Origin of the sequence: Laribacter hongkongensis DSM 14985, assembly GCF_000423285.1 — a bacterium.
Classification (GTDB): domain Bacteria; phylum Pseudomonadota; class Gammaproteobacteria; order Burkholderiales; family Aquaspirillaceae; genus Laribacter; species Laribacter hongkongensis.
Window position 1 is genome coordinate 51149 of record NZ_AUHR01000002.1, and the last position, 25406, is coordinate 76554.

The 25406-nt window shown below is 64.4% G+C and carries 26 protein-coding genes and 1 riboswitch; of the genes, 13 read left to right on the plus strand and 13 right to left on the minus strand.

The window, feature by feature from the left end:
- From G542_RS0101755 to G542_RS0101780, 6 genes are all read left to right on the plus strand, one after another.
- Positions 1-978: an alpha-ketoacid dehydrogenase subunit beta gene (locus G542_RS0101755; RefSeq protein ID WP_027823217.1), complete on the plus strand. Its 978-nt coding sequence runs from the start codon at positions 1-3 to the stop codon at positions 976-978.
- A 21-nt stretch (positions 979-999) separates the two neighbouring features.
- Positions 1000-2151, plus strand: a complete 1152-nt coding sequence (locus G542_RS0101760) for a dihydrolipoamide acetyltransferase family protein (protein WP_027823218.1) — start codon at positions 1000-1002, stop codon at positions 2149-2151.
- 80 nt (positions 2152-2231) lie between these two features.
- Entirely contained in the window at positions 2232-2579 is a 348-nt protein-coding gene (locus G542_RS0101765) for a RidA family protein (RefSeq protein ID WP_027823219.1), read from the plus strand.
- 114 nt (positions 2580-2693) lie between these two features.
- A complete protein-coding gene (locus tag G542_RS0101770) occupies positions 2694-4328 on the plus strand; it encodes an ArnT family glycosyltransferase (protein ID WP_027823220.1) in 1635 nt (544 codons plus the stop codon).
- Positions 4329-4478: 150 nt separating this feature from the next.
- Entirely contained in the window at positions 4479-4931 is a 453-nt protein-coding gene (dtd, locus tag G542_RS0101775; RefSeq protein ID WP_027823221.1) for a D-aminoacyl-tRNA deacylase, read from the plus strand.
- Positions 4932-4978: 47 nt separating this feature from the next.
- A complete protein-coding gene (locus G542_RS0101780; protein WP_012697735.1) occupies positions 4979-6346 on the plus strand; it encodes an L-serine ammonia-lyase in 1368 nt (455 codons plus the stop codon).
- Between the two features lie 124 nt (positions 6347-6470).
- Here the strand turns inward: G542_RS0101780 and G542_RS0101785 are convergent, their stop codons facing one another.
- Positions 6471-8258, minus strand: coding sequence for an acyl-CoA dehydrogenase C-terminal domain-containing protein (locus tag G542_RS0101785; RefSeq protein ID WP_027823222.1), 1788 nt, complete (start codon positions 8256-8258; stop codon positions 6471-6473).
- A 183-nt stretch (positions 8259-8441) separates the two neighbouring features.
- Between G542_RS0101785 and G542_RS0101790 the strand changes: the two genes are divergently transcribed.
- Genes G542_RS0101790 through G542_RS15625 form a run of 3 tightly spaced genes read left to right on the plus strand, consistent with a single transcriptional unit; the run spans position 8442 to position 9839 of the window.
- Positions 8442-9002 (plus strand): DUF2062 domain-containing protein, encoded by a 561-nt coding sequence (locus G542_RS0101790; RefSeq protein WP_027823223.1) that lies wholly within the window; start codon positions 8442-8444, stop codon positions 9000-9002.
- Positions 8977-9537, plus strand: a complete 561-nt coding sequence (locus G542_RS0101795) for an NUDIX domain-containing protein (RefSeq protein ID WP_027823224.1) — start codon at positions 8977-8979, stop codon at positions 9535-9537. The genes G542_RS0101790 and G542_RS0101795 overlap by 26 nt, the downstream gene beginning before the upstream one ends.
- 23 nt (positions 9538-9560) lie before the next feature.
- Entirely contained in the window at positions 9561-9839 is a 279-nt protein-coding gene (locus G542_RS15625; protein ID WP_012697731.1) for a hypothetical protein, read from the plus strand.
- Between the two features lie 6 nt (positions 9840-9845).
- On the opposite strand, the gene G542_RS17305 is transcribed toward G542_RS15625, so the two are convergent.
- From G542_RS17305 to cydP, 9 genes are all read right to left on the minus strand, one after another.
- On the minus strand, positions 9846-10160 hold the full coding sequence (locus tag G542_RS17305) for a hypothetical protein (protein ID WP_051189853.1): 315 nt from the start codon (positions 10158-10160) through the stop codon (positions 9846-9848).
- A 131-nt stretch (positions 10161-10291) separates the two neighbouring features.
- On the minus strand, positions 10292-10771 hold the full coding sequence (nrdG, locus tag G542_RS0101810) for an anaerobic ribonucleoside-triphosphate reductase-activating protein (protein WP_027823225.1): 480 nt from the start codon (positions 10769-10771) through the stop codon (positions 10292-10294).
- 16 nt (positions 10772-10787) lie between these two features.
- On the minus strand, positions 10788-12905 hold the full coding sequence (gene nrdD, locus G542_RS0101815) for an anaerobic ribonucleoside-triphosphate reductase (protein WP_012697728.1): 2118 nt from the start codon (positions 12903-12905) through the stop codon (positions 10788-10790).
- 231 nt (positions 12906-13136) lie between these two features.
- Positions 13137-13406: a cyd operon YbgE family protein gene (locus G542_RS0101820; RefSeq protein WP_034984843.1), complete on the minus strand. Its 270-nt coding sequence runs from the start codon at positions 13404-13406 to the stop codon at positions 13137-13139.
- Positions 13399-13533: a cytochrome bd-I oxidase subunit CydX gene (cydX, locus tag G542_RS17780; protein WP_012697725.1), complete on the minus strand. Its 135-nt coding sequence runs from the start codon at positions 13531-13533 to the stop codon at positions 13399-13401. The genes G542_RS0101820 and cydX overlap by 8 nt, the downstream gene beginning before the upstream one ends.
- A gap of 18 nt (positions 13534-13551) precedes the next feature.
- Positions 13552-13911 carry a NifB/NifX family molybdenum-iron cluster-binding protein gene (locus G542_RS0101830; RefSeq protein WP_027823227.1) on the minus strand — a complete coding sequence of 120 codons (360 nt, stop codon included), beginning with the start codon at positions 13909-13911 and terminating at the stop codon, positions 13552-13554.
- A 23-nt stretch (positions 13912-13934) separates the two neighbouring features.
- Positions 13935-15074 (minus strand): cytochrome d ubiquinol oxidase subunit II, encoded by a 1140-nt coding sequence (cydB, locus tag G542_RS0101835; protein ID WP_027823228.1) that lies wholly within the window; start codon positions 15072-15074, stop codon positions 13935-13937.
- 9 nt (positions 15075-15083) lie between these two features.
- A complete protein-coding gene (locus tag G542_RS0101840) occupies positions 15084-16640 on the minus strand; it encodes a cytochrome ubiquinol oxidase subunit I (protein WP_012697722.1) in 1557 nt (518 codons plus the stop codon).
- A complete protein-coding gene (gene cydP / locus G542_RS0101845; RefSeq protein WP_012697721.1) occupies positions 16630-16824 on the minus strand; it encodes a cytochrome oxidase putative small subunit CydP in 195 nt (64 codons plus the stop codon). The genes G542_RS0101840 and cydP overlap by 11 nt, the downstream gene beginning before the upstream one ends.
- A gap of 255 nt (positions 16825-17079) precedes the next feature.
- On the opposite strand from cydP, the gene G542_RS0101850 reads away from it, so the two are divergent.
- A complete protein-coding gene (locus G542_RS0101850) occupies positions 17080-18375 on the plus strand; it encodes a sigma-54 interaction domain-containing protein (RefSeq protein ID WP_012697719.1) in 1296 nt (431 codons plus the stop codon).
- Positions 18376-18387: 12 nt separating this feature from the next.
- A complete protein-coding gene (locus G542_RS0101855; RefSeq protein ID WP_027823229.1) occupies positions 18388-18876 on the plus strand; it encodes a CYTH domain-containing protein in 489 nt (162 codons plus the stop codon).
- Between the two features lie 344 nt (positions 18877-19220).
- Here G542_RS0101855 and G542_RS0101860 read toward each other — a convergent pair whose 3' ends face one another.
- From G542_RS0101860 to lgt, 3 genes are all read right to left on the minus strand, one after another.
- A complete protein-coding gene (locus G542_RS0101860; RefSeq protein WP_027823230.1) occupies positions 19221-20819 on the minus strand; it encodes a Na+/H+ antiporter NhaC family protein in 1599 nt (532 codons plus the stop codon).
- A 91-nt stretch (positions 20820-20910) separates the two neighbouring features.
- Positions 20911-21086, minus strand: a riboswitch (Lysine riboswitch).
- A 127-nt stretch (positions 21087-21213) separates the two neighbouring features.
- Positions 21214-21411 carry a cbb3-type cytochrome oxidase assembly protein CcoS gene (ccoS, locus tag G542_RS0101870; protein WP_012697716.1) on the minus strand — a complete coding sequence of 66 codons (198 nt, stop codon included), beginning with the start codon at positions 21409-21411 and terminating at the stop codon, positions 21214-21216.
- Between the two features lie 14 nt (positions 21412-21425).
- Positions 21426-22289: a prolipoprotein diacylglyceryl transferase gene (gene lgt / locus G542_RS0101875; protein ID WP_012697715.1), complete on the minus strand. Its 864-nt coding sequence runs from the start codon at positions 22287-22289 to the stop codon at positions 21426-21428.
- Positions 22290-22369: 80 nt separating this feature from the next.
- Between lgt and ilvD the strand changes: the two genes are divergently transcribed.
- Positions 22370-24226, plus strand: a complete 1857-nt coding sequence (gene ilvD / locus G542_RS0101880) for a dihydroxy-acid dehydratase (RefSeq protein WP_027823231.1) — start codon at positions 22370-22372, stop codon at positions 24224-24226.
- Positions 24227-24409: 183 nt separating this feature from the next.
- Positions 24410-25141 carry a peptidylprolyl isomerase gene (locus G542_RS0101885; RefSeq protein WP_012697713.1) on the plus strand — a complete coding sequence of 244 codons (732 nt, stop codon included), beginning with the start codon at positions 24410-24412 and terminating at the stop codon, positions 25139-25141.
- Positions 25142-25406: the final 265 nt, after the last annotated feature.

Here is a 25406-nt window from a genome sequence, read left to right on the forward strand (position 1 = left end):
ATGAGCGGACTGACATTGCTGGACGCCATCACCGCCGCGCTGGCGCACGAGCTGGAACACGACCCGGACGTCCTGCTGTTCGGCGAGGACATCGGTCTCAACGGCGGTGTTTTTCGCGCCACCCAGGGCTTGCAGGCCCGCTTTGGCGAACGGCGGGTGTTCGATACCCCGCTGGCCGAGGGGCTGATTGCCGGCATGGCCGTCGGGATGGCGGCGCAGGGGCTCAGGCCGGTCTGCGAAATCCAGTTTGCCGGCTTCATGTATTCCACCTTCGACCAGCTGATCAACCACGCCGCCCGCATGCGGCACCGTACCCGCGGCCGGCTGGCCTGCCCGATGGTGCTGCGTACGCCGGTCGGCGGCGGCATCCATGCGCCCGAACATCATGGCGATTCGCCCGAAGCCTGGCTGGCGCACATTCCCGGCATCAAGGTGGTGTCGCCCAGCTCGCCGGCCCGGGCCTACGGCCTCTTGCTGGCCGCCATTCGGGACCCGGACCCGGTGGTTTTCCTCGAGCCCACCCGGCTCTATCGCCTGCTGCGCGAGCCGGTGGCCGACGACGGGACGGCATTGCCGCTGGGCCAGGCGTTTGTGCTGCGACCCGGCAGCGACCTCACCCTGGTCAGCTGGGGTGCGGCCGTTCACGAAACCCTGCTGGCGGCCGACACGCTGGCCGACCAGGGCATCGAGGCCGAGGTGATCGACATGGCCACGCTCAAGCCGCTGGACATGGACACCGTGCTGGCATCGGTCGCCCGTACCGGGCGGGTGGTGATCGTGCACGAAGCACCATTGAGCGGCGGGCTGGGCGCGGAGATTGCTGCCCGGCTGGCCGGTGACGGGCTGGCGTACCTGCTGGCGCCGGTCGAGCGGGTCACCGGCTTTGACATCCCGATGCCGCTGGCGCGCCGCGAGGACGACTACCTGCCAGGTCCGGCGCGCATCTTGGCAGCCTGCCAGCGCGTGCTGGCCTGTTGATCCGAACGAGGGAGAAGCTGCATGAAAACCTTTTGTCTGCCCGATCTGGGCGAAGGCCTGCAGGAAGCGGAAATCGTGGCCTGGCATGTCGGCGAGGGCAGCCGGGTGGTGCTTGACCAGCCGCTCCTGTCGGTGGAGACGGCCAAGGCGATTGTCGACGTACCGGCTCCGTTTGCCGGGCTGGTCATGCGTTGCCATGCCGGAGTCGGCGACATCGTGCCGCTGGGCGCGCCACTGGTGGACATTGACGAGGACGCGGGCTGCAATGACAGCGGCACGGTGGTCGGCCATGTGGAACCCGCCCGTCCGGCAGCCGGTGCCGCCGCGCCCGGCGTGGTGTTCGAGCGGAAAACGGCACCGGACGGAGGTGTGGTCCGGGCCATGCCGGCAGCCCGCCTGCTGGCTGCCCGGCTGGGAGTGGAGCTGTCTGCGGTCACGGGCAGCGGCCCGGACGGGGTGATCGTGCTGGCGGATGTCGAGGCGCAGGCCGGACGGCAGGCTCCGGCTCCAGTGGCGGCACCGTCTGTGGCCGAGCCGCCCGAACACTACGAGCGCATCCGCGGCCCGCGCCGTGCCATGGCCCAGTCGATGAGCCGGGCCCATGTGGACGTGGCCGCCGTGACGCTGGTGGAGGATGCCGACATTGATGCCTGGCCTGCGGGCAGCGACACGACCCTGCGGCTGATCCGCGCCATCGTGGCAGCCTGCCGCGCCGTGCCGGTACTCAACGGCTGGTTTGATGCTGCCAGCCTGTCGTTCCGGCGCCGCGACACGATCGACCTCGGCGTGGCGCTGGACATGGATGACGCGCTGTTCGTGCCGGTGTTGCGCGATGTGGGCGCGCGCAGCGAGGCAGACCTGCGTGCAGGCATCGAAGCGATGAAGCACGACGTAAAAAACCGGTCGCTGGCGCCGGAAGAACTGCGCGGCCACAGCATCACGCTGTCGAATTTCGGCATGGTGGCCGGGCGTTACGCCAGTCCGGTGATCGTGCCGCCCACTGTCTGCATCGTGGGGGCCGGCCGCATCCGGCCACAGCCGGTGGCCGTGGGGGAATTGGTCGGCGTCCACCGTGTCCTGCCGGTATCGCTGACCTTTGACCACCGGGCTGCCACCGGCATGGAGGCCGCGCGCTTCCTGCGCGTGCTGGTGGCTGACCTGCAGGCCGGTTGAGGTCGGGGCAAGGGCATTGCCGGGATTCCGGGCGCAGGCGACAATCACCGGAGGTTTAACCCACTGGAAGGATGGACTGCATGTTTCTCGAACGCATTGACCCCGGCCACCGGCTGTCCGAGGCCGTGATTGCCGGCGATCTGGTTTTTCTGGCAGGCCAGGTGCCCGGCGACACCAGTCTTGACATCCGTGGCCAGACGGCTGATGTGCTGGCGGCTATCGACGGCCTGCTGGAGCGCTGCGGTTCGGACAAGTCGCGCATTGTTGATGTCACGATTTTCCTCGCTGACCTTGCCGACTATGAAGGCATGAACGAGGCGTGGGATGCCTGGCTAGACCGCGACAACCCGCCTGCGCGGGCCACGGTGCAGGCGCAGCTGGCCAATCCGGAGTGGAAGGTTGAGATCAAGATCGTGGCTGCCCGCTAGGCTGCCGGCCTGCGGGATGCGGGCCAGCAGACTTAACAGGTATCATTGCCGCCCGCCCCGTGTGCGGGCGGCGCTGTTTTGTGGCGCCGGTTTTTCGTGACTCCAGGTTCAGGCATGCTTACCTATACCCCTACGCAGGACAGTCCGGCCGCCCACAGCGTCGAGCGGCCGTGGATGCTGCTGCTGCTGTGCTTTTTCTGGCTTTGGCCGGGCATTTTCGGTCACGACCCGTGGAAACCGGACGAGGGTTACGTCGTCGGCGTGGTGCAGTCCATGCTGGAGGACGGCCACTGGCTGGTGCCGACCATTGCCGGTGTTCCCTATCTGGATGCCTCGCCCCTGTATTACTGGGTGGCGGCCGGGTTTGCCGGCCTGCTGCGGCCGGTGATGCCGCTGGCAGACGGCATGCGGCTGGCCACGCCGCTTTTCATGGCGCTGGCCCTGTGGTTTACCGGTCTGGCCGGGCGCGACCTGATCGGCTACCGGCACGGGCGCAGTGCCGCCATGCTGCTGCTGGGCGCACTGGGACTGATGCTGTTCGGTCATTCGGCCTCGCCTGACGTGGCATCCTTTGCCGCCATGGCTCTGGCACTGTGGGCACTGTCGCGTGCCCGCACGCAGGGCTGGCTGGCCGGAGCGCTGCTGGGGCTGGCCAGCGGGGCGCTGGCCTTGTCGTCGAGCGTGGTCGGTGCCGGCCTGGTCTGGCTGGTGGCGTTGCTGCTGCCGGTATTCCGGGCCTGGCGTACGCCGGAACACGCCAAGACCTGGGCGGTGGGGCTGACCGTCGGCCTGCCGCTGGTGCTGGTGTGGCCGCTGGCCCTGGCGCAGTCGTCACCGCTCTTGTTCGATTTCTGGCTGCACCAGCGGGCGCTGGGCGTGTTCCATGATTTCAGCGGTGCGTTCTCGGTGCGCGAGTTCGGTTATTACCTCGAGATTTTCCCGTGGTTTGCGCTGCCGTTGTGGCCGCTGGCGGTCTGGACGCTGTGGCGCCGGCGGGGGCACTGGCAAACGCCGGTGATCCAGCTGCCCTTGCTGATGGTGGCGGTGATCTCGGCGATGCTGTTCCTGTCACCGGTCAAGGAGCAGGAGCTGGCGCTGCCGCTGCTGATTCCACTGGCCGTGCTGGCGGCGGTCGAGCTGGATGGCCTGCGCCGGGGAGCTGCGGCGTTTTTCAACTGGTTTGGCCTGATGACCTTTGGCCTGATTGCCACGTTCCTGTGGATTGGCTGGGCGGCGATGAATTTCGGCTGGCCGGCCAGGCTGGCGCAGCGGGCGCATTTTTTCAATCCGGACTACGTGCCGCAGGTCAGCGTACCGCCGTTGTTGCTGGCGCTGGTGGCCACGGGAGTCTGGATCTGGGCGGTGACGCGGCGGCACATGGGCGGCCGCAAGGCGGCAACCAACTGGGCGGCCGGCGTGACGCTGATCTGGTCGCTGGCGGCCAGCCTGTGGCTGCCGTGGATCGACGGGCAGAAAAGCTACCGCAAGGTGTTCGAGTCGCTGGCCGTGTCACCGCTGGCCGATGCCTGCATGGTGACTGACGTGTCGCTGAGCCTGATCGCCCTGGCCCGCTATCACGGAGGCGTGGTGCTACGTCCGCTGGACAGTGCCGGAGCCCATCAGTGCCGGCATTTCTTCACGATGCGCGACCGTGATGCAGTCAAGCCGGTTGATCCTTTGTGGCAGGGGCTGCGCTCGGGGGACCGCAAGGAGTTTTATTACGTGCTGGAGGCCGCTCCAGGCCGCTAGCCGCAAGGCCGGTTGACGCTGGCGCGCACTCCTGGCTGGAGGCGCGCCTTTTCTTTGCCTTGACTGGTGCGGGCGGTGCGACCAGCGGACCCATTGTTTATTAGAGTTTACTGAATCTATAACGTACACTCACGCCAGAAAGGGGCAGGCATGCGAGTTCTGTTGCAGAGGGTCGGTCAGGCCAGCGTGGAGGTTGACCGGCAGGTTGTGGGCGAGATCGGCCGGGGGCTGCTGTTGCTGGTCGGGGTCGAGCCGGAAGACGGTGCGGCCGACATTGACTGGCTGGTGCGCAAGATCGTCAACCTGCGCGTGTTCAGCGACGCCGAAGGACGCATGAACCGCTCGGTGCTGGAGGATGGTGGCGAGGTACTGGCCGTGAGCCAGTTCACATTGTTTGCTTCCTGCCGCAAAGGCAACCGGCCGTCGTGGAGCCGTGCCGCGCCGCCGGAACTTGCGCGCTGCCGTTTTGATCAATTTGTTGCTGCCATGTCCGAAGCATTGCAGCGCCCGGTGCCGACCGGTGTGTTCGGTGCCGACATGCAGGTCGCGCTGGTGAACGATGGCCCGGTCACGTTGTGGCTGGATTCGCGCCAGCCGGAGTAGACACAATCGCGTTGGCCAGGCTGGCCGCGCTGGAAGGAAAGCAGTTCATGATCAGTTTGTTCGATATGTTCAAGATCGGCATCGGCCCGTCGAGTTCGCATACCGTCGGGCCCATGAAAGCCGCGGCCGAGTTTGCGGCCGGGCTGGAGGCCGACGGACTGATCGACCGGGTGGCGCGCGTGCAGGCTGACCTGTATGGCTCGCTGGCGTTGACAGGCGAGGGACACGGAACGGTGTCGGCCACGTTGCTGGGGCTGGAGGGCGCCTTGCCACATCTGGTGAATCCGGACGAAGTGCAGCCGCGCTTTCGTGCCTTGCAGGCCGGGACGCCGCTGAAGCTGGCCGGCCGGCGCGAAATCGGCTTTGACTTTGCCACCGACGTGCGGCTGAACCGGCACCAGTTCCTCAAGCCGCACTCCAACGGCATGCAGTTTGCCGCGTTTGACGCTGCGGGCCATTGCCTGCGCGAACAGCGCTATTACTCGGTCGGCGGCGGGTTTGTCGTGACCGAGGAGCAGTTCGGCGAGCCGCTGGCCGAGCGGGAAATGCCGCCGTATCCGTTTTCATCGTCGGCCGAGCTGCTGGCGCATTGCCGGCGCGAGCAGAAACCGGTGGCCGATATCGTGCTGGCCAACGAGTTTTTCTGGAACAACGAGGCCGACGTGCGCCAGCGCCTGCTCGACATTGCCGAGGTGATGAAGGGCTGCATCGAGGCCGGTTGCCGGCATGATGGCGTGTTGCCGGGCGGGTTGCAGGTCAAGCGCCGCGCGCCGTCGATTTTCCGCAAGCTGGTCAGCCAGCAGCTGGCCGGCCGCATGGACATCATGCTGTGGCCGATGCTCTACGCCATGGCCGTGAACGAGGAAAATGCCGCCGGGGGCCGGGTGGTGACGGCACCGACCAATGGCGCTGCCGGCATCGTGCCGTCGGTGTTGCAGTATTTCCGCAATTTCAATGCGCGGGCCAGTGATGCGGCCGTGGTCGATTTTCTGGCGACGGCAGGCGCCATCGGCATGCTCTACAAGATGGGGGCATCGATTTCCGGGGCCGAGGTGGGCTGTCAGGGCGAAGTGGGCGTAGCCTGCTCGATGGCTGCCGGAGCCTATTGCGCTGCCCTGGGCGGCTCGCCGGCGCAGGTGGAAAACGCCGCCGAAATGGCGATGGAACACCACCTGGGGCTGACCTGCGATCCGGTCGGCGGGCTGGTGCAGATTCCCTGCATCGAGCGTAACGGCATTGCTGCGGAAAAGGCCATCAAGATTGCCCAGCTGGCCTTGCTGGAGGACGGGCAGCACAAGGTGTCGCTCGACACGGTGATCGCCACCATGCTGGCAACCGGGCGCGACATGCTGGCGACGTACAAGGAAACCTCGCTGGCCGGTCTGGCGGTGACGGTGAACATGACCGAGTGTTGAGCTGCTCTGGCAGGTGATGAAAAAAAGCGGGCATGGCCCGCTTTTTTGCCGGTTTGGCCGGTGACAGGCAAAAAAAGACGGCACCCGGAGGTGCCGTACCCAAATGGAGCCTGCAGGAGAAAAATCAGAATGCGAAGTGGTCGGCTTCCAGTGCCATCAGCGGCTTGGCGCCGGCCTTGAGCGTGACGATCAGCGACTGGGTTTCCGGGAACAGCTTGGCAAAGTAGAAGCGTGCGGTGGTGATCTTGGCGTTGTAGAACGCGGCTTCCGGCGAGCCTTCCATCTTCTCGGCGGCCACCTTGGCCATCCAGGCCCAGAAGTAGCCGTAGGTCAGGTGACCGATCAGGCGCAGGTAGTCGGTGGCGGCGGCACCGGCTTCGTCCTTGTTCATCATGGCGGCCATGCCGATGCCCATGGTGATTTCAGCGATCTGCTTGTTCAGCGCGTTGAGCGGCTCGACCAGTTCCTTGATCTGGGTATTGCTGGCGTTGGCTTCGCAGAACTTGTGGATCTGCTTGGTGAACTTGCGCAGCTTGGCGCCCTGGTCCATCAGCACCTTGCGACCGAGGAGGTCGATGGCCTGGATGCCGTTGGTGCCTTCATAGAGCTGGGAGATGCGGCAGTCGCGCACCAGCTGTTCCATGCCCCATTCGCGGATGAAGCCGTGCCCGCCGAAAACCTGCACGCCCATGTTGGCAGCGAGGAAACCGTTGTCGGTCATGAAGGCCTTGGCAACCGGGGTCAGCAGGGCGACGGTGTCGGCGGCGTCCTGGCGGGCAGCGTCATCGGTAGATTTTTCCTCGATGTCGAGTTGCAGGGCCAGGAAAGCGGTAAGGGCGCGGCCGGCTTCGGTGTAGGCCTTTTGCGTCATCAGCATGCGGCGCACGTCCGGGTGCACGATGATCGGATCAGCCGGCTTGTCCGGGCAGGCCGGGCCGTTGAGTGCACGCATTTGCAGGCGCTCCTTGGCGTAGGCCAGTGCACCCTGGAACGAGGCTTCGCCAATGCCCAGACCCTGCATGCCGCAGCCCAGACGGGCAGCGTTCATCATGGTGAACATGCAGGCCAGGCCCTTGTTCTTTTCACCGATCAGCCAGCCCTTGGCACCATCAAGGTTGATGACGGCGGTGGCGTTGGCCTTGATGCCCATCTTGTGTTCGAGCGCGCCGCAGGAGACCGGGTTGCGGCTGCCGTCCTCGAGGAATTTAGGCACGATGAAGAGCGAGATGCCCTTCACGTCCTTGGGCGAGTCCGGCATGCGGGCCAGCACAAGGTGGATGATGTTGTCGGAGAGGTCGTGCTCGCCGGCGGAGATGAAGATCTTGGTGCCGGTGATGCTGTAGCTGCCGTCGGCATTCGGCTCGGCCTTGGTCTTGAGGAGGCCGAGGTCGGTACCGCAGTGCGGTTCGGTCAGGCACATGGTGCCGGTCCAGCTGCCGTCTACCAGCCTGGGCAGGTAGGTGGCTTTCTGTTCGTCGGTGCCGTGGGCGTGGATGGCGGAATAGGCACCGTGCGACAGGCCCGGGTACATCGACCAGGCGACGTTGGCCGAACACTGCATTTCCATGACCGGGAAGGCGAGCGATTTGGGCATGCCCTGGCCGCCGTAGGCCGGGTCGCAATCCAGGCCGGTAAAGCCCAGTTCGCAGTATTGCTGGTAGGCTTCCTTGAAGCCGGCCGGAGTCTTGACGCTCTTGGTGGCGGCGTCATAGTGGCAGCCTTCCTCGTCAGCCGCGCGGTTGATCGGGGCGAGTTCGTTTTCGCAGAACTTGGCCGCAGCGTCCAGATAGGAGGCGAAAACATCGGCCGAGGCGTCTTCGTAGCCCGGCAGGTTCGGCAGGATGTCCTGCACGCCGATCAGTTCATTGAGGACGAAATCAAAATCACGCAGCGGGGCTTGATAGGCAGGCATCTCTCTTGTCTCCGGTGGGTTAAGCTGGGAGTGATCGGCCGGTGACATGATTGTCCCGACCTCTTTTGCCATAGGTTAAACGACCGTTTGAAATGGCGCAAGCGGATTTCAAACGAATGTTTGGATTCTGTGGCGCAAAACCGGCCCGCAGGGTTTTCCTGTTGTTTGAATGATTCAGAACATATGTCGAGAAAATGGTTCAGGCGGGTTTTGCCTTCCCACGAGTCGATCGTGCACAACCGCTGGCTGGCGTGGATGGGGCCGGCGCTGCGGCAGCCGCAGCTCTGGCAGCTGCACCGGCGCAATGTCAGCCGGGCGGTGGCGATCGGCCTGTTTTGCGGGCTGATGCCCGGACCGACACAGATGCTGTCGGCCGGTATCCTGGCGTGGCTGTTCCGCGTCAACCTGCCGGTGGCGCTGTTTACCACCCTCTACACCAACCCGTTTACCATTGTGCCGCTGTATTTGCTGGCGCTTAAATATGGCGAGCTGATTACTGGCTATCATGGCGCCGGAATGACCGAGCCGCCCGAACCGGGAGAGGCCGGTCTGGTGGCGTGGGCCCATGCACTGGGTGACTGGGCGTGGTCGCTCGGGCCGTCATTGCTGGTCGGTCTGGTGGCGCTGGCCCTGACCCTGGCGCTGGCAGGCTATGTCGTGGTTGAAGGTGTATGGCGCATGCACGTCGTGCATGCCTGGAGAAAAAGAAAGTGGCGGCATGGATCTGACCGAAAACCGGATTGACGGCGACGTGGTGTATCAGGGCGGATTTTTCGAGGTCACGCGCGACCAGGTGCGCCTGCCCGGCGGCCGGACCAGCCAGCGGGAGTTCATCCGGCATCCGGGCGCCGTTGCGGTCTTTGCCGCTTTGCCTGATGGCCGGCTGGTGTTCGAGCGGCAGTTCCGCTATCCCGCCGGGCGCGAGTTCCTGGAGATTCCGGCCGGCAAGATCGACCCGCATGAATCACCGCTGGCCACTGCCCGGCGCGAGTTGCTGGAGGAAACCGGCTACGCTGCCGCACACTGGTGGCAACTGCCGACCGGGTATCCCTGCATCGGTTACTCCGACGAACGCATCGTCTATTTTGTGGCCGAAGGGCTGGTATCCGGCGAGCGCCGGCTGGACGAAGGGGAATTCCTCGAAGTGCTGACCCTGTCTCTGGACGAAGTCCGCCGTCTTGCTGCCAGCGGCGAGCTGTGTGACGGCAAGACGCTGGCCGGACTTTACTGGTACGAGCAGTTTCTTGCCGGCCGGATTGAACGCATCGTTGCTGTCTAACCCCTAGTCCAAGAGCCTTGGTCATGAAACTGCGCTGTCCGGCCCGTATCCGCACCCGTCGCGGGGAAACCTTCTATGGCGAATGCGTGGAGCTCACCGTTGAAGGGTTGTCCGTACACAGCGAATACGTGCCGCAGTTTCGCGAAATGCTCGAAATCATCGTCATGGCCCCCGATCTGGCCGGCAAGCCGGTCGCACCCCTGCGGTTGACCACCGAGGTGATGCATTGCTGTGCCGTCGAGCCCGGTTCCCGCTTTGAAATGGCGATGACCATCGTGGCCCGCAGCCACGAGGACAGCTGATCCGGTTCAGTCGAAGGACTGCACGCCTGCCTGCGGTGCCGGAAGATCGTGCCGGCGCCGGCGAGGCTGGACACGGACGGCACAGTAGCCGTTGACCTCGTCACGCGTCCGGATGAAAAACAGCGTTGAAGCGGCGCAGAACGCTGCAAACACCCATGCCAGCAGAAACACGGTGCCGTAAGCGGTCAGGGGCGAATCAAACAGCGGCTGGCCGGCGAGCGCCGGACTGGCAGGGTCGATGACCAGGAAAATGCCCGTAGTGGCCAGACCGGCCACCCAGAACGACGTCCACAGCACGATGGCAAAGCGCGGTGACAGCATGGAGGCCTCCTGTACACATAAGGTTGTGTTTCGCGGAACTGCACTCTGTCAACGTAGCGTGGCCTGCGGCACAGGACAAGCAGGATTGTCAGACAATCTGCATGGCGTGCAACCTTGGCTGTCCGGCCGACTCATTCCGTCCGGTCCGGCGTCAGCCGGTGGATCACCTGGTTGCGGCTGCCGCGCCACACCAGCGTGGCGTCGGCCTCGTCCTGTTCGAACCGGCCGTCCACCAGCACGTCGACCAGCGCAACCACCTCGTGTTGTGCCGCGCTCAGCGTGGCCAGCGTGTAGCCGGTCCAGCACCACACGTCCTTGCCCGGACACTCGGTCCGTACCCGCTCAAGCAGCTTCCTGACCGTAGCCAGATTGGCCGGGTGCAGTGGATCCCCCCCCGAGAGCGACAACCCGCGCCGGCGGATGCGGGTGTCGTTCAGGTCGGCAATGATGCGGTCGGCCAGCGCGTCGTCAAAAGGCCGGCCGCTGTCCACCGGCCAGGTGGTGGCGTTGTAGCAGCCGGGACAGCGGTGCTCGCAGCCCGACACGAACAGGGTGGCGCGCGTGCCGGGGCCGTTGACGACATCGACCGGATAGTACTTGTGGTAATGCATGAGGACTGTTCCGCGCTTACAGGTGCTTGACGCGGCGTTTCACTTCTTCCTGCTTGCCCGAATTGAACGGACGCGCATCAGGACTGCCCAGATAGCCGCAGACGCGCCGGGTGACCGATACCCGCGAGGGCTCGCGGTTGCCGCAGGCCGGGCAGACAAAGCCCTTGCTGGTGCAGCGGAATTCGCCGGTGAAACCGCAGTCGTAGCATTCGTCGATCGGTGTGTTGGTGCCGTAGTACGGCACCTTGCGGTAGCTGTAGTCCCACACGTCTTCCAGCGCCTCGACGTTGTGGCGGATGTTCGGGTATTCGCCGTAGCAGATGAAGCCACCGCTGGCGAGCGGCGGGTAGGGCGCCTCGAAGTCGATCTTGTCGTAGGGATTGACCTTCTTTTCCACGTCAAGGTGGAAGCTGTTGGTGTAATAGCCCTTGTCGGTCACTCCGTCGACGATGCCGAAGTCGCGGGCGTCGATCTTGCAGAAGCGCGAGCACAGGTTTTCCGACGGCGTGGAATACAGGCTGAAGCCGTAGCCGGTTTCGGCCTTCCAGCGGTCGGTGGCGGCCCGCAGGCGGCTGACAATGGCGATGGCCTTGTCGCGCAGTGCGTCGCTGTCAAAAACATGAACGGCATTGCCGTACAGCGCGTTGACGGTTTCGTGCAGGCCGATGTAGCCAAGGCTGATCGAGGCACGGCCGTGCTTGAAGATGTCGCTGATCTCGTCGTCAGCCTTCAGACGCACGCCGCAGGCGCCTTCCATGTAGAGGATCGGTGCCACGCGCGCCTTTACGCCCTTGAGCCGTTCGATGCGGTAGAGTAGGGCGTCATGGGCAACGGCGAGCTTGTCGTCCAGCAATTGCCAGAACCGCGCTTCGTCACCCTGCGCTTCCAGCGCAATGCGCGGCAGGTTGAGGCTGACCACGCCAAGGTTGTTGCGGCCTTCATGCTTTTCTGCGCCGTCCTGTTCCCACTTCGACAGGAACGAGCGGCAGCCCATCGGCGTCTTGAACGAGCCGGTGACGCGCACCACTTCGTCGTAGTTGAGGATGTCCGGGTACATGCGCTTGCTGGCGCACTCCAGCGCCAGTTGCTTGATGTCGTAGTTCGGATCGCCGGCCTTGTGGTTGAGGCCGTCCCGGATGGCAAACACCAGCTTGGGAAACACCGCCGTCTTGTGGTTCTTGCCCAGACCGGCAATGCGGTTCTTCAGGATCGCACGCTGGATCATGCGGGCCTGCCAGCTTTCGCCGAGGCCAAAGCCGAAGGTCACGAACGGCGTCTGGCCGTTGGAGGTGTGCAGCGTGTTGACTTCGTATTCCAGCGACTGGAAGGCGTCAAAGCAGTCTTTCTCGGTACGCGCCATGGCGTAGCCTTCGGCGTCGGCAATGCCCCATTCGGCCGCAACGGCCAGGTGTTTGGCGTGACTGAGGGTGACATACGGCGCCAGCACTTCGTCGATGCGGTTGATGGTGGTGCCGCCGTAAATGTGGCTGGCCACCTGGGCGATGATCTGGGCAGTGACGGCTGCGGCACTGGTGATCGATTTGGGCGTGTCGATCTCGGCGTTGCCCATCTTGAAACCGTGCGTGAGCATGCCTTCGACGTCGATCAGCATGCAGTTGAACATCGGGAAGAACGGCGAATAGTCCAGGTCGTGAAAGTGCAGCTCGCCCTTCTGGTGTGCCTCGGCCACATGGCGCGGCAGCAGGTGGGTCAGCGCGTAGTGGCGGGCGACAATGCCGGCCAGCAGGTCGCGCTGGGTCGGGATCACCTTGGCGTCCTTGTTGGCGTTTTCGTTCAGCAGTGCCGTGTTACTCTGTTCCACCAGCCCGGCAATGTCCTGCGCCAGCCGTCCACGCGCCTCGCGTGCGAGGTCGCGGTCGTGGCGGTATTCGATATAGGCCCGTGCCACTTCCGGCGCCTGTGCCATCAGCAGGTCTTCCACCCGGGTCTGGATTTCGTGGATGTCGACTTCTTCGCGTCCGGCCAGTTCATCTCCGATGGTCCGCGCCAGTGCGTTTCCCAGTCCGGCATCGGCATGGGCGCAGGCCCGGCGGGCAGCATCGACAGCCTCGGCGATGCGGGTGGCGTTAAAGGGGGCGCGGCAGCCGTCGCGCTTGATGATTACGGGTTTCATGAACAGCCTCGGGAAGGGATAGAAGTCATGCTCTATCAATATGTATGATTTTCACGACTGCAAAACACAAGATGTTGTGTAATTTACCTGAGGCCACCACGGTCAGGTTTTGACCTGAGACAGGTTTGCCGTATTTGTCCTTGTCATTGGCTGGACAAAAAATCCGGGCGGCAGATACCGGGGCAAACAAAACGCCCCGCTGGGCGGGGCGTTGGTTAGGGTCGTCGGCTGTCAGGGCCAGAGCCGGATGGCGGCAACCAGCAGGGCCAGCAGCGCTGCCGGTCCGCCCAGCAGCAGGCGGATGAGGCGGTTGTGCGGCACGAAGCCCACCCCGCGGACAAAGCTGGCGCTCATGGCCCAGAACAGCAGCAGGGCTGCCGGATGATCCGCCTTGCCGTCCGGCGTGGCCAGCAAGGCCGGATAGGCCGTCAGCCCCAGCATGATGGCAATCCCGAGCAGCAGCAGCGGGCCATGCACGCGGGATGCAGCCGGTTCAGCCATGCAGGTCGGCTTCGGCATCTTGCTGGAGCGAGAGGCGGCGGTCCTCTTCATGCTCGCCCCACAAGGCATTGAGGATGGCCAGCAGCACGGCAAAGCCGATGCCCAGTACCCAGGCGAAATACCACATTCGGAATCCTTCCTTTGTTCAGTGGGCGCACTGGCACTGGCAGTCGCCGTGCGTGTCCAGGGGTTGTGCCGCCGGATTGGCAAGATAGTCCGCCAGCGCCATGTCCGGCGTCGGCTGGCCGGAGATGACCAGCCGGATGCCCGCCCTGGCCAGACGCTGGCGCAGGCAGTCACCGGCTCCGGCCGTGATCAGCACGTCAATGCCGGCCAGCGGATGGTCCGCTACCGGATCGGCCTCGTGCAGCGTGCCGGCCAGCGGCAGTTGCAGCCATTGCACCGGCAGCTGCGGCGAGTGCGTGTCATACACCACGAAATGGCGGCAACGGCCGGCGTGGGCGGTCAGGTCCCGGCGGTTCTGGCTGGTCAGGGCTATTTTCATCAGTCGTGTTTCCTTGTGCTTCATCAGTAGGCGCTGTGGCTGTTTTCCCGCACGTAGTCGGCTGTCACCTTGCCGCGCATGACGCGGTACGCCCAGCGGGTGTAGAGGATGATGATCGGCATGAAGATCAGCGTTGCCACCAGCATGATGGTCAGCGTGCGCGGGCTGGAAACGCTGTCCCACACGGTCAGGCTGGAAACCGGATCAAGCGACGAGGGCATGATGAACGGGAACATCGACACGGCCGCGGTGCCGATGATGCCGGTCAGGCCGACGGCCGAGGCCCAGAAGGCGGCAAAGCTGTGTCCGCGGCGCAGCAGCCACAGGGCCAGCCCCAGGCCGGCATAGGCTGCCAGCGGCACCAGCCAGGCCAGCGGCCAGCGCGCATAGTTGGCCATCCACGCGCCTTCCTGGATGACCACCGTCTTGGCCAGCGGGTCGGGCAGGGCGGCCGGGTCAAGGGCCGAGGTGATCACGTAGCCGGCAATGCCGTTGGCCAGCCAGACACCGGCCAGCGTAAAGCCGGCCAGGGCCAGCAGGCCGGTGGCCATGGCCCAGCGGCGGGCGCGGGCCGCGATGTCGCCTTCGGTCCGGTGTGCCAGGTAGATGGCTCCGTGGCAGGTGATCATGGCGCTGGACACCACGCCGCACAGCAGGGCAAACGGATTGAGCAGTCCCCAGAACGAGCCTTCGTAGTACGACACCAGGTTGGCATCGAAGCGGAACGGTACGCCCTGCAACAGGTTGCCGAAGGCCACGCCGAAGATCAGCGGCGGCACGAATCCGCCGACAAACAGCCCCCAGTCCCAGGTCGAGCGCCAGCGCGGATCATTGATCTTGCTGCGGTAGTCAAAGCCGACCGGCCGGAAGAACAGGGCCCAGAGTACCGCCAGCATTGCCCAGTAAAAACCGGAAAACGCCGTGGCGTACACCAGGGGCCAGGCGGCAAAGATGGCGCCGCCGCCGGTGATGAACCAGACCTGGTTGCCGTCCCAGTGCGGGCCGACGGTGTTGATGATGACGCGGCGTTCGACATCGTTCTTGCCGACCCATGGCAAGAGGGTGCCGACGCCCATGTCGTGGCCGTCCATGATGGCAAAGCCGACCAGCAGCACGCCGACCAGCAGCCACCAGACGATTTTCAGGGTGGGGTAATCGATCACGATGCGCTCCTAGTGAGAATGGGCTTCATGCTGGTAACGGCCGGTGCCGAGCGATCCCGGCCCCTGACGGGCAAAGCGCACCATCAGGAACATTTCGACCACCAGCAGCAGCGTGTAAAAGCCGACAAAACCCGCCAGCGAGCCATACAGCGATTCGACCGACAGCGTGGACACCGACAGCCGCGTGGGCAGCACACCGTAGATGGTCCACGGCTGGCGGCCGTACTCGGCCACGAACCAGCCGACCTCGCAGGCAATCCACGGCAGCGGCAGGCTCCACAACGCGGCCCGCAGCAGCCACGGCCGGTCGGCAAAGCAGCCCTTGATCGAGAACCACAGCGCTGCGCTGAACAGCAGCAGCATCCAGAAGCCCAGCCCGACCATCACGCGGAAGGTCCAGAACATCGGTGTCACGCCGGGGATGGTGTCGCGTGCAGCGGCATCGATCATGGCCGCCGTCGCCAGCGTCACGTCCGGCGTGTATTTCTTCAGCAGCAGGCCAAAACCGAGGTCGGCCTTGTGGCGTTCGAACAGCTCCCTGGCTTCGGCGTCGTTGCGGTTGGCACGCAGCCGGTCCAGCGCCTTGACGGCCTTGATGCCGGATTCGATGCGCAGGCGGTTCTTGGCCACGATCTCGTGGATGCCGGGAATCTGCTTGTCCACCGAGCGCGTGCCGATCAGGCCCATCACCCACGGAATCTCGACCGCCCAGTCGTTCTTCATCTCGGCTTCGTTCGGCCAGGCAATCAGGTTGAAGGCCGCCGGGGCCGGTTCGGTGTGCCACATGGCTTCCATGGCCGCGAGCTTGGTCTGTTGCGCCTCGCCCACGGTGTAGCCCGACTCGTCGCCCAGCACGATCACCGAACACACGCTGGCAAAGCCGAAGGCCGCCGCAATGCGGAAGCTCTTTTTGGCAAATTCGACATCACGCTTGCGCAAGAGGTACCAGCTCGATATGGACAGCACGAACATGGCGCCCGTGACATAGCCGGCCGATACCGTGTGCACGAACTTGGCCTGGGCATCCGGGTTGAACACCACGGCCCAGAAGTCGGTCAGCTCCATGCGCATGGTTTCGTAGCTGAACTCGGACCCGACCGGATTCTGCATCCAGCCGTTGGCGATCAGGATCCACAGCGCCGACAGGTTGGTGCCCACGGCCATCAGGATGGTAACCAGCAGGTGCTGGCGGCGCGAAAGCCGGTCCCAGCCAAAGAAAAAGAGGCCGATGAAGGTGGATTCCAGAAAGAAGGCCATCAGGCCTTCGATCGCCAGCGGCGCGCCGAAGATGTCGCCGACGTAGTGGGAGTAATACGCCCAGTTGGTGCCGAACTGGAATTCCAGCGTGATGCCGGTGGTGACGCCAAGGGCAAAGTTGATGCCGAAAAGCTTGCCCCAGAAACGGGTCATGTCCTTGTAGACCAGTTTGCCGGTCATCACGTAGACCGACTCCATGATCACGAGGAGCCAGACCATTCCCAGCGTCAGTGGTACGAACAAGAAGTGGTACATGGCCGTCGCGGCAAACTGCAGGCGCGACAGATCGACCACACTGTCAATTGGCATGAGGGTTCTCCTTGAATTGCAGAGGTGATCCGGCGGGCGCCGCAACGACATCGGCCATCTTGCGGCTATCCACCTCGACCCGCTGCGGGGCGATGAACAGCCACCACAGCAGGGTCAGCAAGACGAGCTTGATGACGACGACCCACACCAGTTCGCGGCGCAGTCGGCGGTCGGCAAGACGCATGGTTTTCTCCTGACAGGATCACGGTATGTTCCGGTCAGGCTGGCGCAGGACAGCCGGCAGGATGTCTTGCGCCAGGCGAACCGGAACCCGTTGGATATCAATATCCATGCCACATGACATATCCACGAAAATCATAGTCGAATCAGCCTGTTACTGACGCACATCTTCTGACAGGCGTGACGTTTTGGCTGCCACTGGCAGGAAATGGCAGTTTTTTGTCATAAAATGACAGTATTCCTGTCCTGTTCCTTGCCCATGTCTTCATCCCTGAACGTCCTTTCACGCTATCTGGATGCCCTGGCAGCTCCCCACATCCTGTGCGACCGCGACTACCGCATCTGTTTTGCCAACCGGGCCTACCGCGAACGGTTTGCCCACGGTGCCGAAATCGTCGGTCAGCCGTGTTTTGCCGTGTCGCACCACTACCGGCAGCCCTGCAATGACTGCGGCGAAAGCTGCCCGTTGCAGCGCAGCCTGCAATCGCGGCAGATGGAACGGGGCGTACACCTGCACCACTCGGCGCAGGGTGAGGAGTTCGTCGAAATCGAGCTGACCCCGGTGTTCGGCGACGACGGCCAGTGCGAATTCTTTATCGAACGCATGCAGCCCCTGCCGCTGGCGGCGGCGCGCAATGAAGGGCTGGTTGGCCGCAGCCCGGCGTTCCAGACCCTGCTGGACCGCATCGCCCGCGTGGCACCCAGTCACGCCACCGTGCTGGTGCAGGGCGAATCCGGCAGCGGCAAGGAGCTGGTCGCCCATGCCATCCACCGTGGCAGCGCCCGAGCCGGCCGGCCGTTCGTGACGGTCGACTGCACCGGCCTGCCGGAAAACCTGATCGAAAGCGAACTGTTCGGGCACGAGCGCGGCGCCTTTACCGGGGCCGTGCGTCGCCAGCAGGGCCTGGTCGAGGCAGCCGACGGCGGTACGCTGTTCCTGGACGAAATCGGTGACATGCCGCTGGCCATGCAGGCGCGGCTGCTGCGCTTCCTGGAAACCGGCACCTATCGCCACATCGGCTCGCCCGAATTGCGGCGGGCCGATGTGCGCGTCATCAGTGCCACCCACCGCAACCTGCGCGAGCGGGTAGCTGCCGGTGCCTTCCGGGCCGACCTTTATTACCGTCTGGCCTGCGTACCGCTGAGCGTGCCGCCCCTGCGCGAGCGCCGCGAGGATCTGGTCCTGCTGGCCGAAGCCCTGCTGGCACGCCAGGCCGGGCAGAGTGACAAGCACCTGTCTGCCGGTGCGCTTGACCGGCTGGCCGGCTATGACTTTCCCGGCAATGTCCGGGAGCTGCGCAACATCCTCGAGCGTGCCAGCCTGTTTGCCAGCGGCTCTGTCATCGGCCGCAGCCACGTCGACGAAGCCCTGGACGGCTGGGAACCGGCGGAGCCTGCCGGGCCGGCTGCGCCCGCCCCGGACGAGCTGGCCCGGCAGGTGCGCGAATTCAGCGGCACCCGCCGCCAGCTGGCGCAACAGTTGGGCATCAGCGAACGGACCCTGTATCGTTTGCTGAGGACGACCCGGGTTGCGGGTCAGGAGACGGACACGTAACCGGAGACGGACATGGCACAGGAAATCGAGCGCAAATTCTTGGTACGGGGCGACTTCCGGCCCTTTGTCAGCCGGCAGGAACGCATCGTGCAGGGCTATCTCAACTCCGCACCGGAGCGTTGCGTCCGCATACGCATCAAGGGCGGGCGCGGATTCATCACCGTCAAGGGCATCGGCAATGCTTCCGGCGTATCCCGCTTCGAGTGGGAGCGCGAAATTACGCTGGCCGAAGCCGAATCCCTCCTGGCGCTGTGCGAGCCCGGCGTGATCGACAAGGTCCGCCACGAGGTCCACATCGGCCGCCACGCCTTTGAAGTGGACGAGTTTGCCGGCAGCAATGCCGGACTGGTGCTGGCAGAAATCGAACTTTCCAGCGAAGACGAGGACTTTGCCCGTCCCGGCTGGCTGGGTGCCGAAGTGACCGGCGACCTGCGCTACTACAACGTGATGCTGATGAAAGAGCCATACGGCAGCTGGCCGGAACAGGCTGGCGCCGGCTGACAGGATTACCGGCCGGCTGTCCGGAGCGGTGGCGGCAGCGGGTCTGGCTGCCAGCCCGTTGCCCGGGTGGAAGGTAGGCAGTGCTGCGGACCGTGGTGTGGACGAATGCGTCATGCCGGACCGGATCATGCCGGCAGGCCGCACGTTGACAGTTCCTGGAGGGGAAATGTGGCGGTAACCGGCCTGGCAAGGGCCGGTGTAACAGGCCGCCCGGTTGATGCCGCGCCATCCGGCCTGAAACCGGGCACGCCGGCAAACCCGGTACGGGTCAGCCGCAGGCATGAAAAAGCCGGCCCTGAAGGCCGGCGGCAGAAAGGGGTGTCCGGTCAGCCGGACACCGGACATCAGGCCCGGGCGGCCTCTCCGGCCGGTGTGGCAGCCGGGCGGATGACGGCCAGGCGGTGCAGCGCCAGCAGGCTGGTGGCAAAGCAGGCCGTGCAGACCAGCAAGGACATGCCGACTGATCCCGTGGCACCGAGTACCAGATAGCCGGCCACCGAGCAGCCTGCGACAACAAGGGCGTAGGGCAGCTGGGTGGTGACGTGGTCGATGTGATGGCTGGCCGCACCGGTTGACGACAGGATGGTGGTATCGGAAATCGGCGAGCAGTGGTCGCCGAATACCGAGCCGGCCAGCACGGCCGACAGGGCCGGCAGCAGCAGGGTGGGCTCGGCGGCCATCATCAGGTCGGCACCCAGCGGCAGCATGATGCCGAAGGTGCCCCAGCTGGTGCCGGTGGAAAACGCCATCGCACCGGCCAGCAGGAACAGCACCGCCGGCAGCAGCCAGACCGGCAGGGCCAGCTGGGTCAGCGAGGCCAGATACTTGCCGGTTTCCACATCGCGGATCACCGCGGCAATCACCCATGCCAGCAGCAGGATGCGCAGGGCCGGCCACATCGAGGCAAAGCCGTGGCGCACCACCGAACCCCACACGCCGAGGCCCAGCCGCAGGCGCAGCGACAGGACGATGGCCACGGCTAGCGCGCTCAGGGCGCCGCTGACCAGCGACAGGCCGACATTGGTGTTTTCAAATGCGCCCAGCACGCTGAAGGCCTGTCCGCCGGCAGCCAGCACCTCGGCGCCGGTGGCCACCATGAAATACACCGTGGTAATGACCAGCGTGAAGATCGGCAGGACCAGATCGCGCACCTTGCCTTCGGCCACGGCGCTCAGCGACTCGGTGGCGCCGGGCGGAATGCCCTTGCCGGCGTCGTAGAGTTCACCGTCCTGGGCCGCGGCTTCATGCCGCGCCATCGGGCCGAAGTCGAGCCTGGCGGCGATCAGCACGATGACCATCAGCAGGGTGAACAGGGCGTAGAAGTTCATCGGGGCCATGGCGATGAAGGCCGAGATCGGGCTCTGGCCTTGCAGTCCGTGGGCAGCGAGGATGCCACCGATCACGGCGATGATGTAGGCACCCCACGACGATACCGGCATCAGCACGCACACCGGCGCAGCGGTGGAATCGAGCAGGTAAGCGAGCTTGGCCCGCGAGATGCGGTAGCGGTCGGTAATCGGCCGGCAGATGGTGCCGACGGCCAGGCTGTGGAAGTAGTCGTCGATGAAGAACAGGAACACCAGCATGCCGGTCATGATCTTGGCCTGGCGCTTGGTACGGATGCGCTGCTCGGCCCACAGGGCAAAGGCGCGGGTGCCGCCGGTGAGTGTCATCAGGGCGATCAGGCAGCCCAGCAGCACAAGGAACAGCAGAATGTTGATGCTGGCCCAGTTGGGCGCTCCGGCTTCCCGGAAGATGGCCATGAGCTTGAGGCCGAGATACTGCACGGTATCCAGCGGGTTGCCCCGGGTGACGAGGAGGGCGCCGATCAGGATGCCAAGGCCCAGCGACAGCAGCACGCGGCGGGTGAGAACGGCCAGCGTGACCGCGACCAGTGGCGGCAGGATGGACAGCAAAGAGTCGGAATAGTGGGTCAATTCCATGATCTCGATTCACCTATGGGTCAGGTGGAGATCTACCGAGAGGACCAGAAGACAGCAGACGCAACAAGGGTGTTGGATGAGGACTTCTCCCCCCTTCAGTAGCGCTCCATAGTTGGTTAAGGACTATGGCAGTGCCATTCCTGTTCGGAAGGGCACCAGCAGCCGGACCCGACGGTCTGGCTGCTTCGGCGCTGACTCCTTTTGGCGAAGATCGGCGGGCTCCCCCTCCTTTCGCTTACTCTTAGGCAGCGCACCTCTACTTACAGAGTCGGAACGGTCATCCTAAAGGCAAACCCATGCTCCGTGAGCATTGTTTATAACCTTTGGTTATTTGAAATGAATTTCGCCCGCTCCTGGGACAAGAGCGGGCGAATGTGCAGTAAAGACTGCCGGTTCAGGTGCGCGGTGTGGCCGGAGGCGTGGCGGCATCCGGCTGTTTTTCGGCATGGGTGCTGTCGTCATCCATCAGGATGCGGTGTCCCGGCCCTTCCAGATCGTCAAACTGCCCCGAGCGGGTAGCCCACCAGAACAGCGCACCGAAGCCGAAGGCCAGCACGATGCTCATCGGAATCAGCAGATACAGGCTTTCCATCAGTCATCCCCCGGCTAGCGCAGGAAGCGGTTGTCGGCATGCCGGCGCGACCATTGCCACAGGATGGCACCGGCAAGGATCATCGGCAGGCTCAGCCACTGCCCCATGCTGATGAGGTAGGAATGGCCGAAAATGCCTTCGTCCGGTGAGCGGAAGTATTCGCAAACGAAACGGGCGATGCCGTAACCGATCAGGAAGACGGCGGAAGCCTGTCCACGTGCCCGCGGCCGCGAGGTGAACCACCACAGCACGACAAACAGCACGATGCCTTCCAGCAGCACTTCATAGAGCTGCGACGCATGACGGGGCAGGGCACCGTACTGGGCAAACCACTGCGCGTACTGCGGGTTGCCGGCAGCCAGTTGCAGGTCTTCGCCGCGTGCCTGCGGAAACAGCATGGCCCACGGCTTGTCCGGCGCCGTGACCCGGCCCCACAGCTCACCATTGATGAAGTTGCCGAGCCGGCCCGCCGCCAGGCCCAGCGGCACCAGCGGGGCGACAAAATCAGTGACCTGCCAGAAGCTCAGGTGGTTGCGGCGCGCAAACAGCCACGAGGCGGCCAGTACGCCGAGGAAACCGCCATGGAAAGACATGCCGCCTTTCCAGACCATGAAGATTTCCAGCGGGTGATCGAGGTAGTAGCCGGGCTCGTAAAACAGCACCTGGCCCAGTCTTCCGCCCAGAATCACGCCGAGTACGCCCCAGAACAGCAGGTCGTCCAGCATCTTGGGGGTGAACACGGTGTTCCCCTTCCTGATGCGGACGTTTCCAAGCACAATGAACAAGACAAAACCCACAAGGTACATCAAGCCATACCAGCGGATCGCCATTGGCCCCAGGCTGATCGCCACCGGGTCGAACTGCGGATGAGTCAGCATTGCGTCATCTCTGCATGTGCAAAGAGGCCATTATATCCAGCGAATATCAAAAAACAGACTTTGCAAAAGGAATTCCCGCCATGCCCGCCTACCGTTCCCGTACTTCCACCCATGGCCGTAACATGGCCGGTGCCCGCGCCCTCTGGCGTGCTACCGGCATGGAAGACGGTGATTTCGGCAAACCGATCATTGCAGTGGCCAACAGCTTTACCCAGTTCGTGCCAGGCCATGTCCATCTTCACAACCTTGGTCAGCTGGTTGCCCGCGAAATCGAAAAAGCCGGCGGCATTGCCAAGGAATTCAACACCATCGCCATCGACGACGGCATCGCCATGGGCCACGGCGGCATGCTCTACAGCCTGCCCAGCCGCGACCTGATCGCCGACAGCGTCGAATACATGGTCAATGCCCACTGCGCCGACGCGCTGGTGTGCATCTCCAACTGCGACAAGATCACCCCGGGCATGCTGATGGCCGCCCTGCGCCTCAACATTCCGGTGATCTTCGTTTCCGGCGGCCCGATGGAAGCCGGCAAGGTCGACTGGGGCAACACCATCCGCAAGCTCGATCTGGTCGATGCCATGGTCGAAGCTGCCAACAGCGCCGTATCCGACGAAGACGTCAGCCGTGTCGAGCGCAGCGCTTGTCCCACCTGCGGTTCCTGCTCGGGCATGTTTACCGCCAACTCGATGAACTGCCTCACCGAAGCGCTGGGCCTCAGCCTGCCGGGCAACGGCTCGCTGGTCGCCACCCACGCCGACCGCAAGGAACTGTTCCTCGAAGCCGGCCGCACCATCGTCGACCTGGCCCGCCGCTACTACGAGGGCGACGACGCCAGCGTGCTGCCGCGCAACATCGCCACCAAGGCCGCCTTTGAAAACGCCATCAGCCTTGATGTGGCCATGGGTGGTTCCACCAACACCGTGCTGCACCTCCTGGCCGCCGCCAGCGAAGCCGGGGTGGATTTCCGGATGGCCGACATCGACCGCATCTCGCGTCGCGTGCCCTGCCTGTGCAAGGTGGCGCCGGCCACCCAGAAGTACCACATGGAGGACGTGCACCGTGCCGGCGGCATCATGGGCATCCTTGGCGAACTCGACCGCCTCGGCAAGCTCGATACCCGCGTCAGCACCGTGCATGCCGCCAGCCTCAAGGACGCGCTCGACCGCTGGGACGTGCAGCGCGCCAGCAGCGACGACATCGCCCGCGAGCGCTTCCGCGCCGCGCCGGGCGGCGTGCGCACCACCATCGCCTTCAGCCAGTCGATGCGCTACCTGGAACTCGACACCGACCGCGCCGAAGGCTGCATCCGTGACGGGGCCCATGCCTACTCGCAGGACGGTGGCCTCGCCGTGCTCTACGGCAACCTCGCCGAGCGCGGTTGCATCGTCAAGACCGCCGGGGTGGATGACTCGATCCTCAGGTTCACCGGTCGCGCCCGCATTTTCGAAAGCCAGGATGCAGCCGTTGAAAGCATTCTGGCCGATCAGGTGGTTGCCGGCGACGTGGTGGTGATCCGCTACGAAGGCCCGAAGGGCGGCCCGGGCATGCAGGAAATGCTCTATCCGACCAGCTACCTCAAGTCCAAGGGGCTCGGCAAGGCCTGCGCCCTGCTGACCGATGGCCGCTTCTCCGGCGGCACCTCGGGACTGTCGATCGGCCATGTCTCGCCCGAAGCTGCCGAGGGTGGTGCCATCGGTCTGGTGGAAGAGGGCGATACCATCGAAATCGATATCCCGAACCGCAGCATCCGCCTCGCCGTCAGCGATGACGAACTGGCCCGCCGCCGGGCCGGCATGGAAGCGCGCGGTAGCGCAGCCTGGAAGCCGCTCGATCGCCAGCGCGTGGTCAGCCCGGCCCTGCGCGCCTACGCCGCCATGACCACCAGCGCCGATACTGGCGCGGTGCGCGACGTGTCGCAGGTTGAACGCGGCTGATTCCGGCCCCTGGCAGGTCGCCAGCAAGCGCGGCAGCCCGTTCAGGGCTGCCGCCGGCTTTGCGGATGCGGCGCCTGCCGTCATACTGTGCTGCTCGCTGGCTTGATAAGCACGCAATCTTTCCTGTCTGGCCATTTTTACCGCACAGCGTGTTTTACGCGCATCTGAAGAACTGGAATCCGAATGTCTATTACCGTGAACGGCGTCGAAATCACCGAAGAAATGATCAAGGCACAGCAGGACAATTTTGCCGATGCATCCGATCCGCGTGACGCCACCATCCAGCAGCTGGTCCTGCACACCCTGCTGCTGCAAAAGGCACGCGAAGCCGGTCTGGATACCAGCGACGAAGCCGCTGCCATCAACGCCCTGCTGGAGCAGTCGATCCGTTACGAGCCGGCCACCGAAGCCACCTGCCGCGAGTTTTACGACACCTACCCCGAGCGTTTCTCGCAAGGTGAAAGCGCTGTGGCCAGCCACATCCTGTTCCCGCTGGGTGACGACGAGCTGGCCAAGGTCGTCATGCGCGGCAAGGCCGAAGGCGTGCTGGCCGAAGTGCAGGCCGAACCGTCACGCTTTGCCGACCTCGCCCGCGTGCACTCCACCTGCCCGTCCGGCCGCGAAGGCGGCAGCCTCGGCGAATTCGGCCGCGGCCAGATGGTGAAGCCGTTTGAAGACGCCGTGTTCAGTACCCCGGCCGGCGAAATCACCCCGCAACTGGTGGAAACCCAGTTCGGCTTCCACATCATCCAGGTGCAGGATCGCACCCAGGGCGGCGCGGTCGCATTTGACGACATCAAGGAACGCCTGCAGCAGTACCTGACCGACCTTGCTGCCCGCCAGGCCATGCACGAATACCTGTCCGGCCTGGTCGATGCCGCCAAAATCGAAGGCTATGCCATGCCGGGCCTGTAATACCGCCCAGACGGACAAAAACACCGGCTTCAAGCCGGTGTTTTTCATTGCCCGTATCCGTATTTGCGTTTCGGCCGCTGGCCGGGCGGAAAACCCCATCCTTATATGGAGTCGTTCCGGACCTGATCCTGCTCAATCAGGCTGCGTCATCCGGAAAAAGGCCCGGATGGCCCCATCGGCAAAACAGTCTGGCTTGCAAGGGTTTTTCTGGCCCGGACATGACTGGTACGGAGTCATTGCCCAAGGCCCGCCGTTTGAGGCAAGC

Excerpts from the sequence above, each read along its gene's own strand:
- G542_RS0101855 (WP_027823229.1), top strand. The coding sequence starts at position 18,388 with ATGGCACAGGAAATCGAGCGCAAATTCTTGGTACGGGGCGACTTCCGG.
- G542_RS0101820 (WP_034984843.1), bottom strand. The coding sequence starts at position 13,406 with ATGGCTGAACCGGCTGCATCCCGCGTGCATGGCCCGCTGCTGCTGCTC.
- G542_RS17305 (WP_051189853.1), bottom strand. The coding sequence starts at position 10,160 with ATGCTGTCACCGCGCTTTGCCATCGTGCTGTGGACGTCGTTCTGGGTG.
- G542_RS0101830 (WP_027823227.1), bottom strand. The coding sequence starts at position 13,911 with ATGAAAATAGCCCTGACCAGCCAGAACCGCCGGGACCTGACCGCCCAC.
- G542_RS0101795 (WP_027823224.1), top strand. The coding sequence starts at position 8,977 with ATGGATCTGACCGAAAACCGGATTGACGGCGACGTGGTGTATCAGGGC.
- G542_RS15625 (WP_012697731.1), top strand. The coding sequence starts at position 9,561 with ATGAAACTGCGCTGTCCGGCCCGTATCCGCACCCGTCGCGGGGAAACC.
- G542_RS0101860 (WP_027823230.1), bottom strand. The coding sequence starts at position 20,819 with ATGGAATTGACCCACTATTCCGACTCTTTGCTGTCCATCCTGCCGCCA.
- dtd (WP_027823221.1), top strand. The coding sequence starts at position 4,479 with ATGCGAGTTCTGTTGCAGAGGGTCGGTCAGGCCAGCGTGGAGGTTGAC.
- G542_RS0101755 (WP_027823217.1), top strand. The coding sequence starts at position 1 with ATGAGCGGACTGACATTGCTGGACGCCATCACCGCCGCGCTGGCGCAC.
- G542_RS0101760 (WP_027823218.1), top strand. The coding sequence starts at position 1,000 with ATGAAAACCTTTTGTCTGCCCGATCTGGGCGAAGGCCTGCAGGAAGCG.
- nrdD (WP_012697728.1), bottom strand. The coding sequence starts at position 12,905 with ATGAAACCCGTAATCATCAAGCGCGACGGCTGCCGCGCCCCCTTTAAC.
- G542_RS0101885 (WP_012697713.1), top strand. The coding sequence starts at position 24,410 with ATGTCTATTACCGTGAACGGCGTCGAAATCACCGAAGAAATGATCAAG.
- ccoS (WP_012697716.1), bottom strand. The coding sequence starts at position 21,411 with ATGGAAAGCCTGTATCTGCTGATTCCGATGAGCATCGTGCTGGCCTTC.
- G542_RS0101790 (WP_027823223.1), top strand. The coding sequence starts at position 8,442 with ATGTCGAGAAAATGGTTCAGGCGGGTTTTGCCTTCCCACGAGTCGATC.
- G542_RS0101780 (WP_012697735.1), top strand. The coding sequence starts at position 4,979 with ATGATCAGTTTGTTCGATATGTTCAAGATCGGCATCGGCCCGTCGAGT.
- ilvD (WP_027823231.1), top strand. The coding sequence starts at position 22,370 with ATGCCCGCCTACCGTTCCCGTACTTCCACCCATGGCCGTAACATGGCC.
- G542_RS0101850 (WP_012697719.1), top strand. The coding sequence starts at position 17,080 with ATGTCTTCATCCCTGAACGTCCTTTCACGCTATCTGGATGCCCTGGCA.
- nrdG (WP_027823225.1), bottom strand. The coding sequence starts at position 10,771 with ATGCATTACCACAAGTACTATCCGGTCGATGTCGTCAACGGCCCCGGC.
- G542_RS0101840 (WP_012697722.1), bottom strand. The coding sequence starts at position 16,640 with ATGCCAATTGACAGTGTGGTCGATCTGTCGCGCCTGCAGTTTGCCGCG.
- cydX (WP_012697725.1), bottom strand. The coding sequence starts at position 13,533 with ATGTGGTATTTCGCCTGGGTACTGGGCATCGGCTTTGCCGTGCTGCTG.
- cydP (WP_012697721.1), bottom strand. The coding sequence starts at position 16,824 with ATGCGTCTTGCCGACCGCCGACTGCGCCGCGAACTGGTGTGGGTCGTC.
- G542_RS0101765 (WP_027823219.1), top strand. The coding sequence starts at position 2,232 with ATGTTTCTCGAACGCATTGACCCCGGCCACCGGCTGTCCGAGGCCGTG.
- lgt (WP_012697715.1), bottom strand. The coding sequence starts at position 22,289 with ATGCTGACTCATCCGCAGTTCGACCCGGTGGCGATCAGCCTGGGGCCA.
- G542_RS0101785 (WP_027823222.1), bottom strand. The coding sequence starts at position 8,258 with ATGCCTGCCTATCAAGCCCCGCTGCGTGATTTTGATTTCGTCCTCAAT.
- G542_RS0101770 (WP_027823220.1), top strand. The coding sequence starts at position 2,694 with ATGCTTACCTATACCCCTACGCAGGACAGTCCGGCCGCCCACAGCGTC.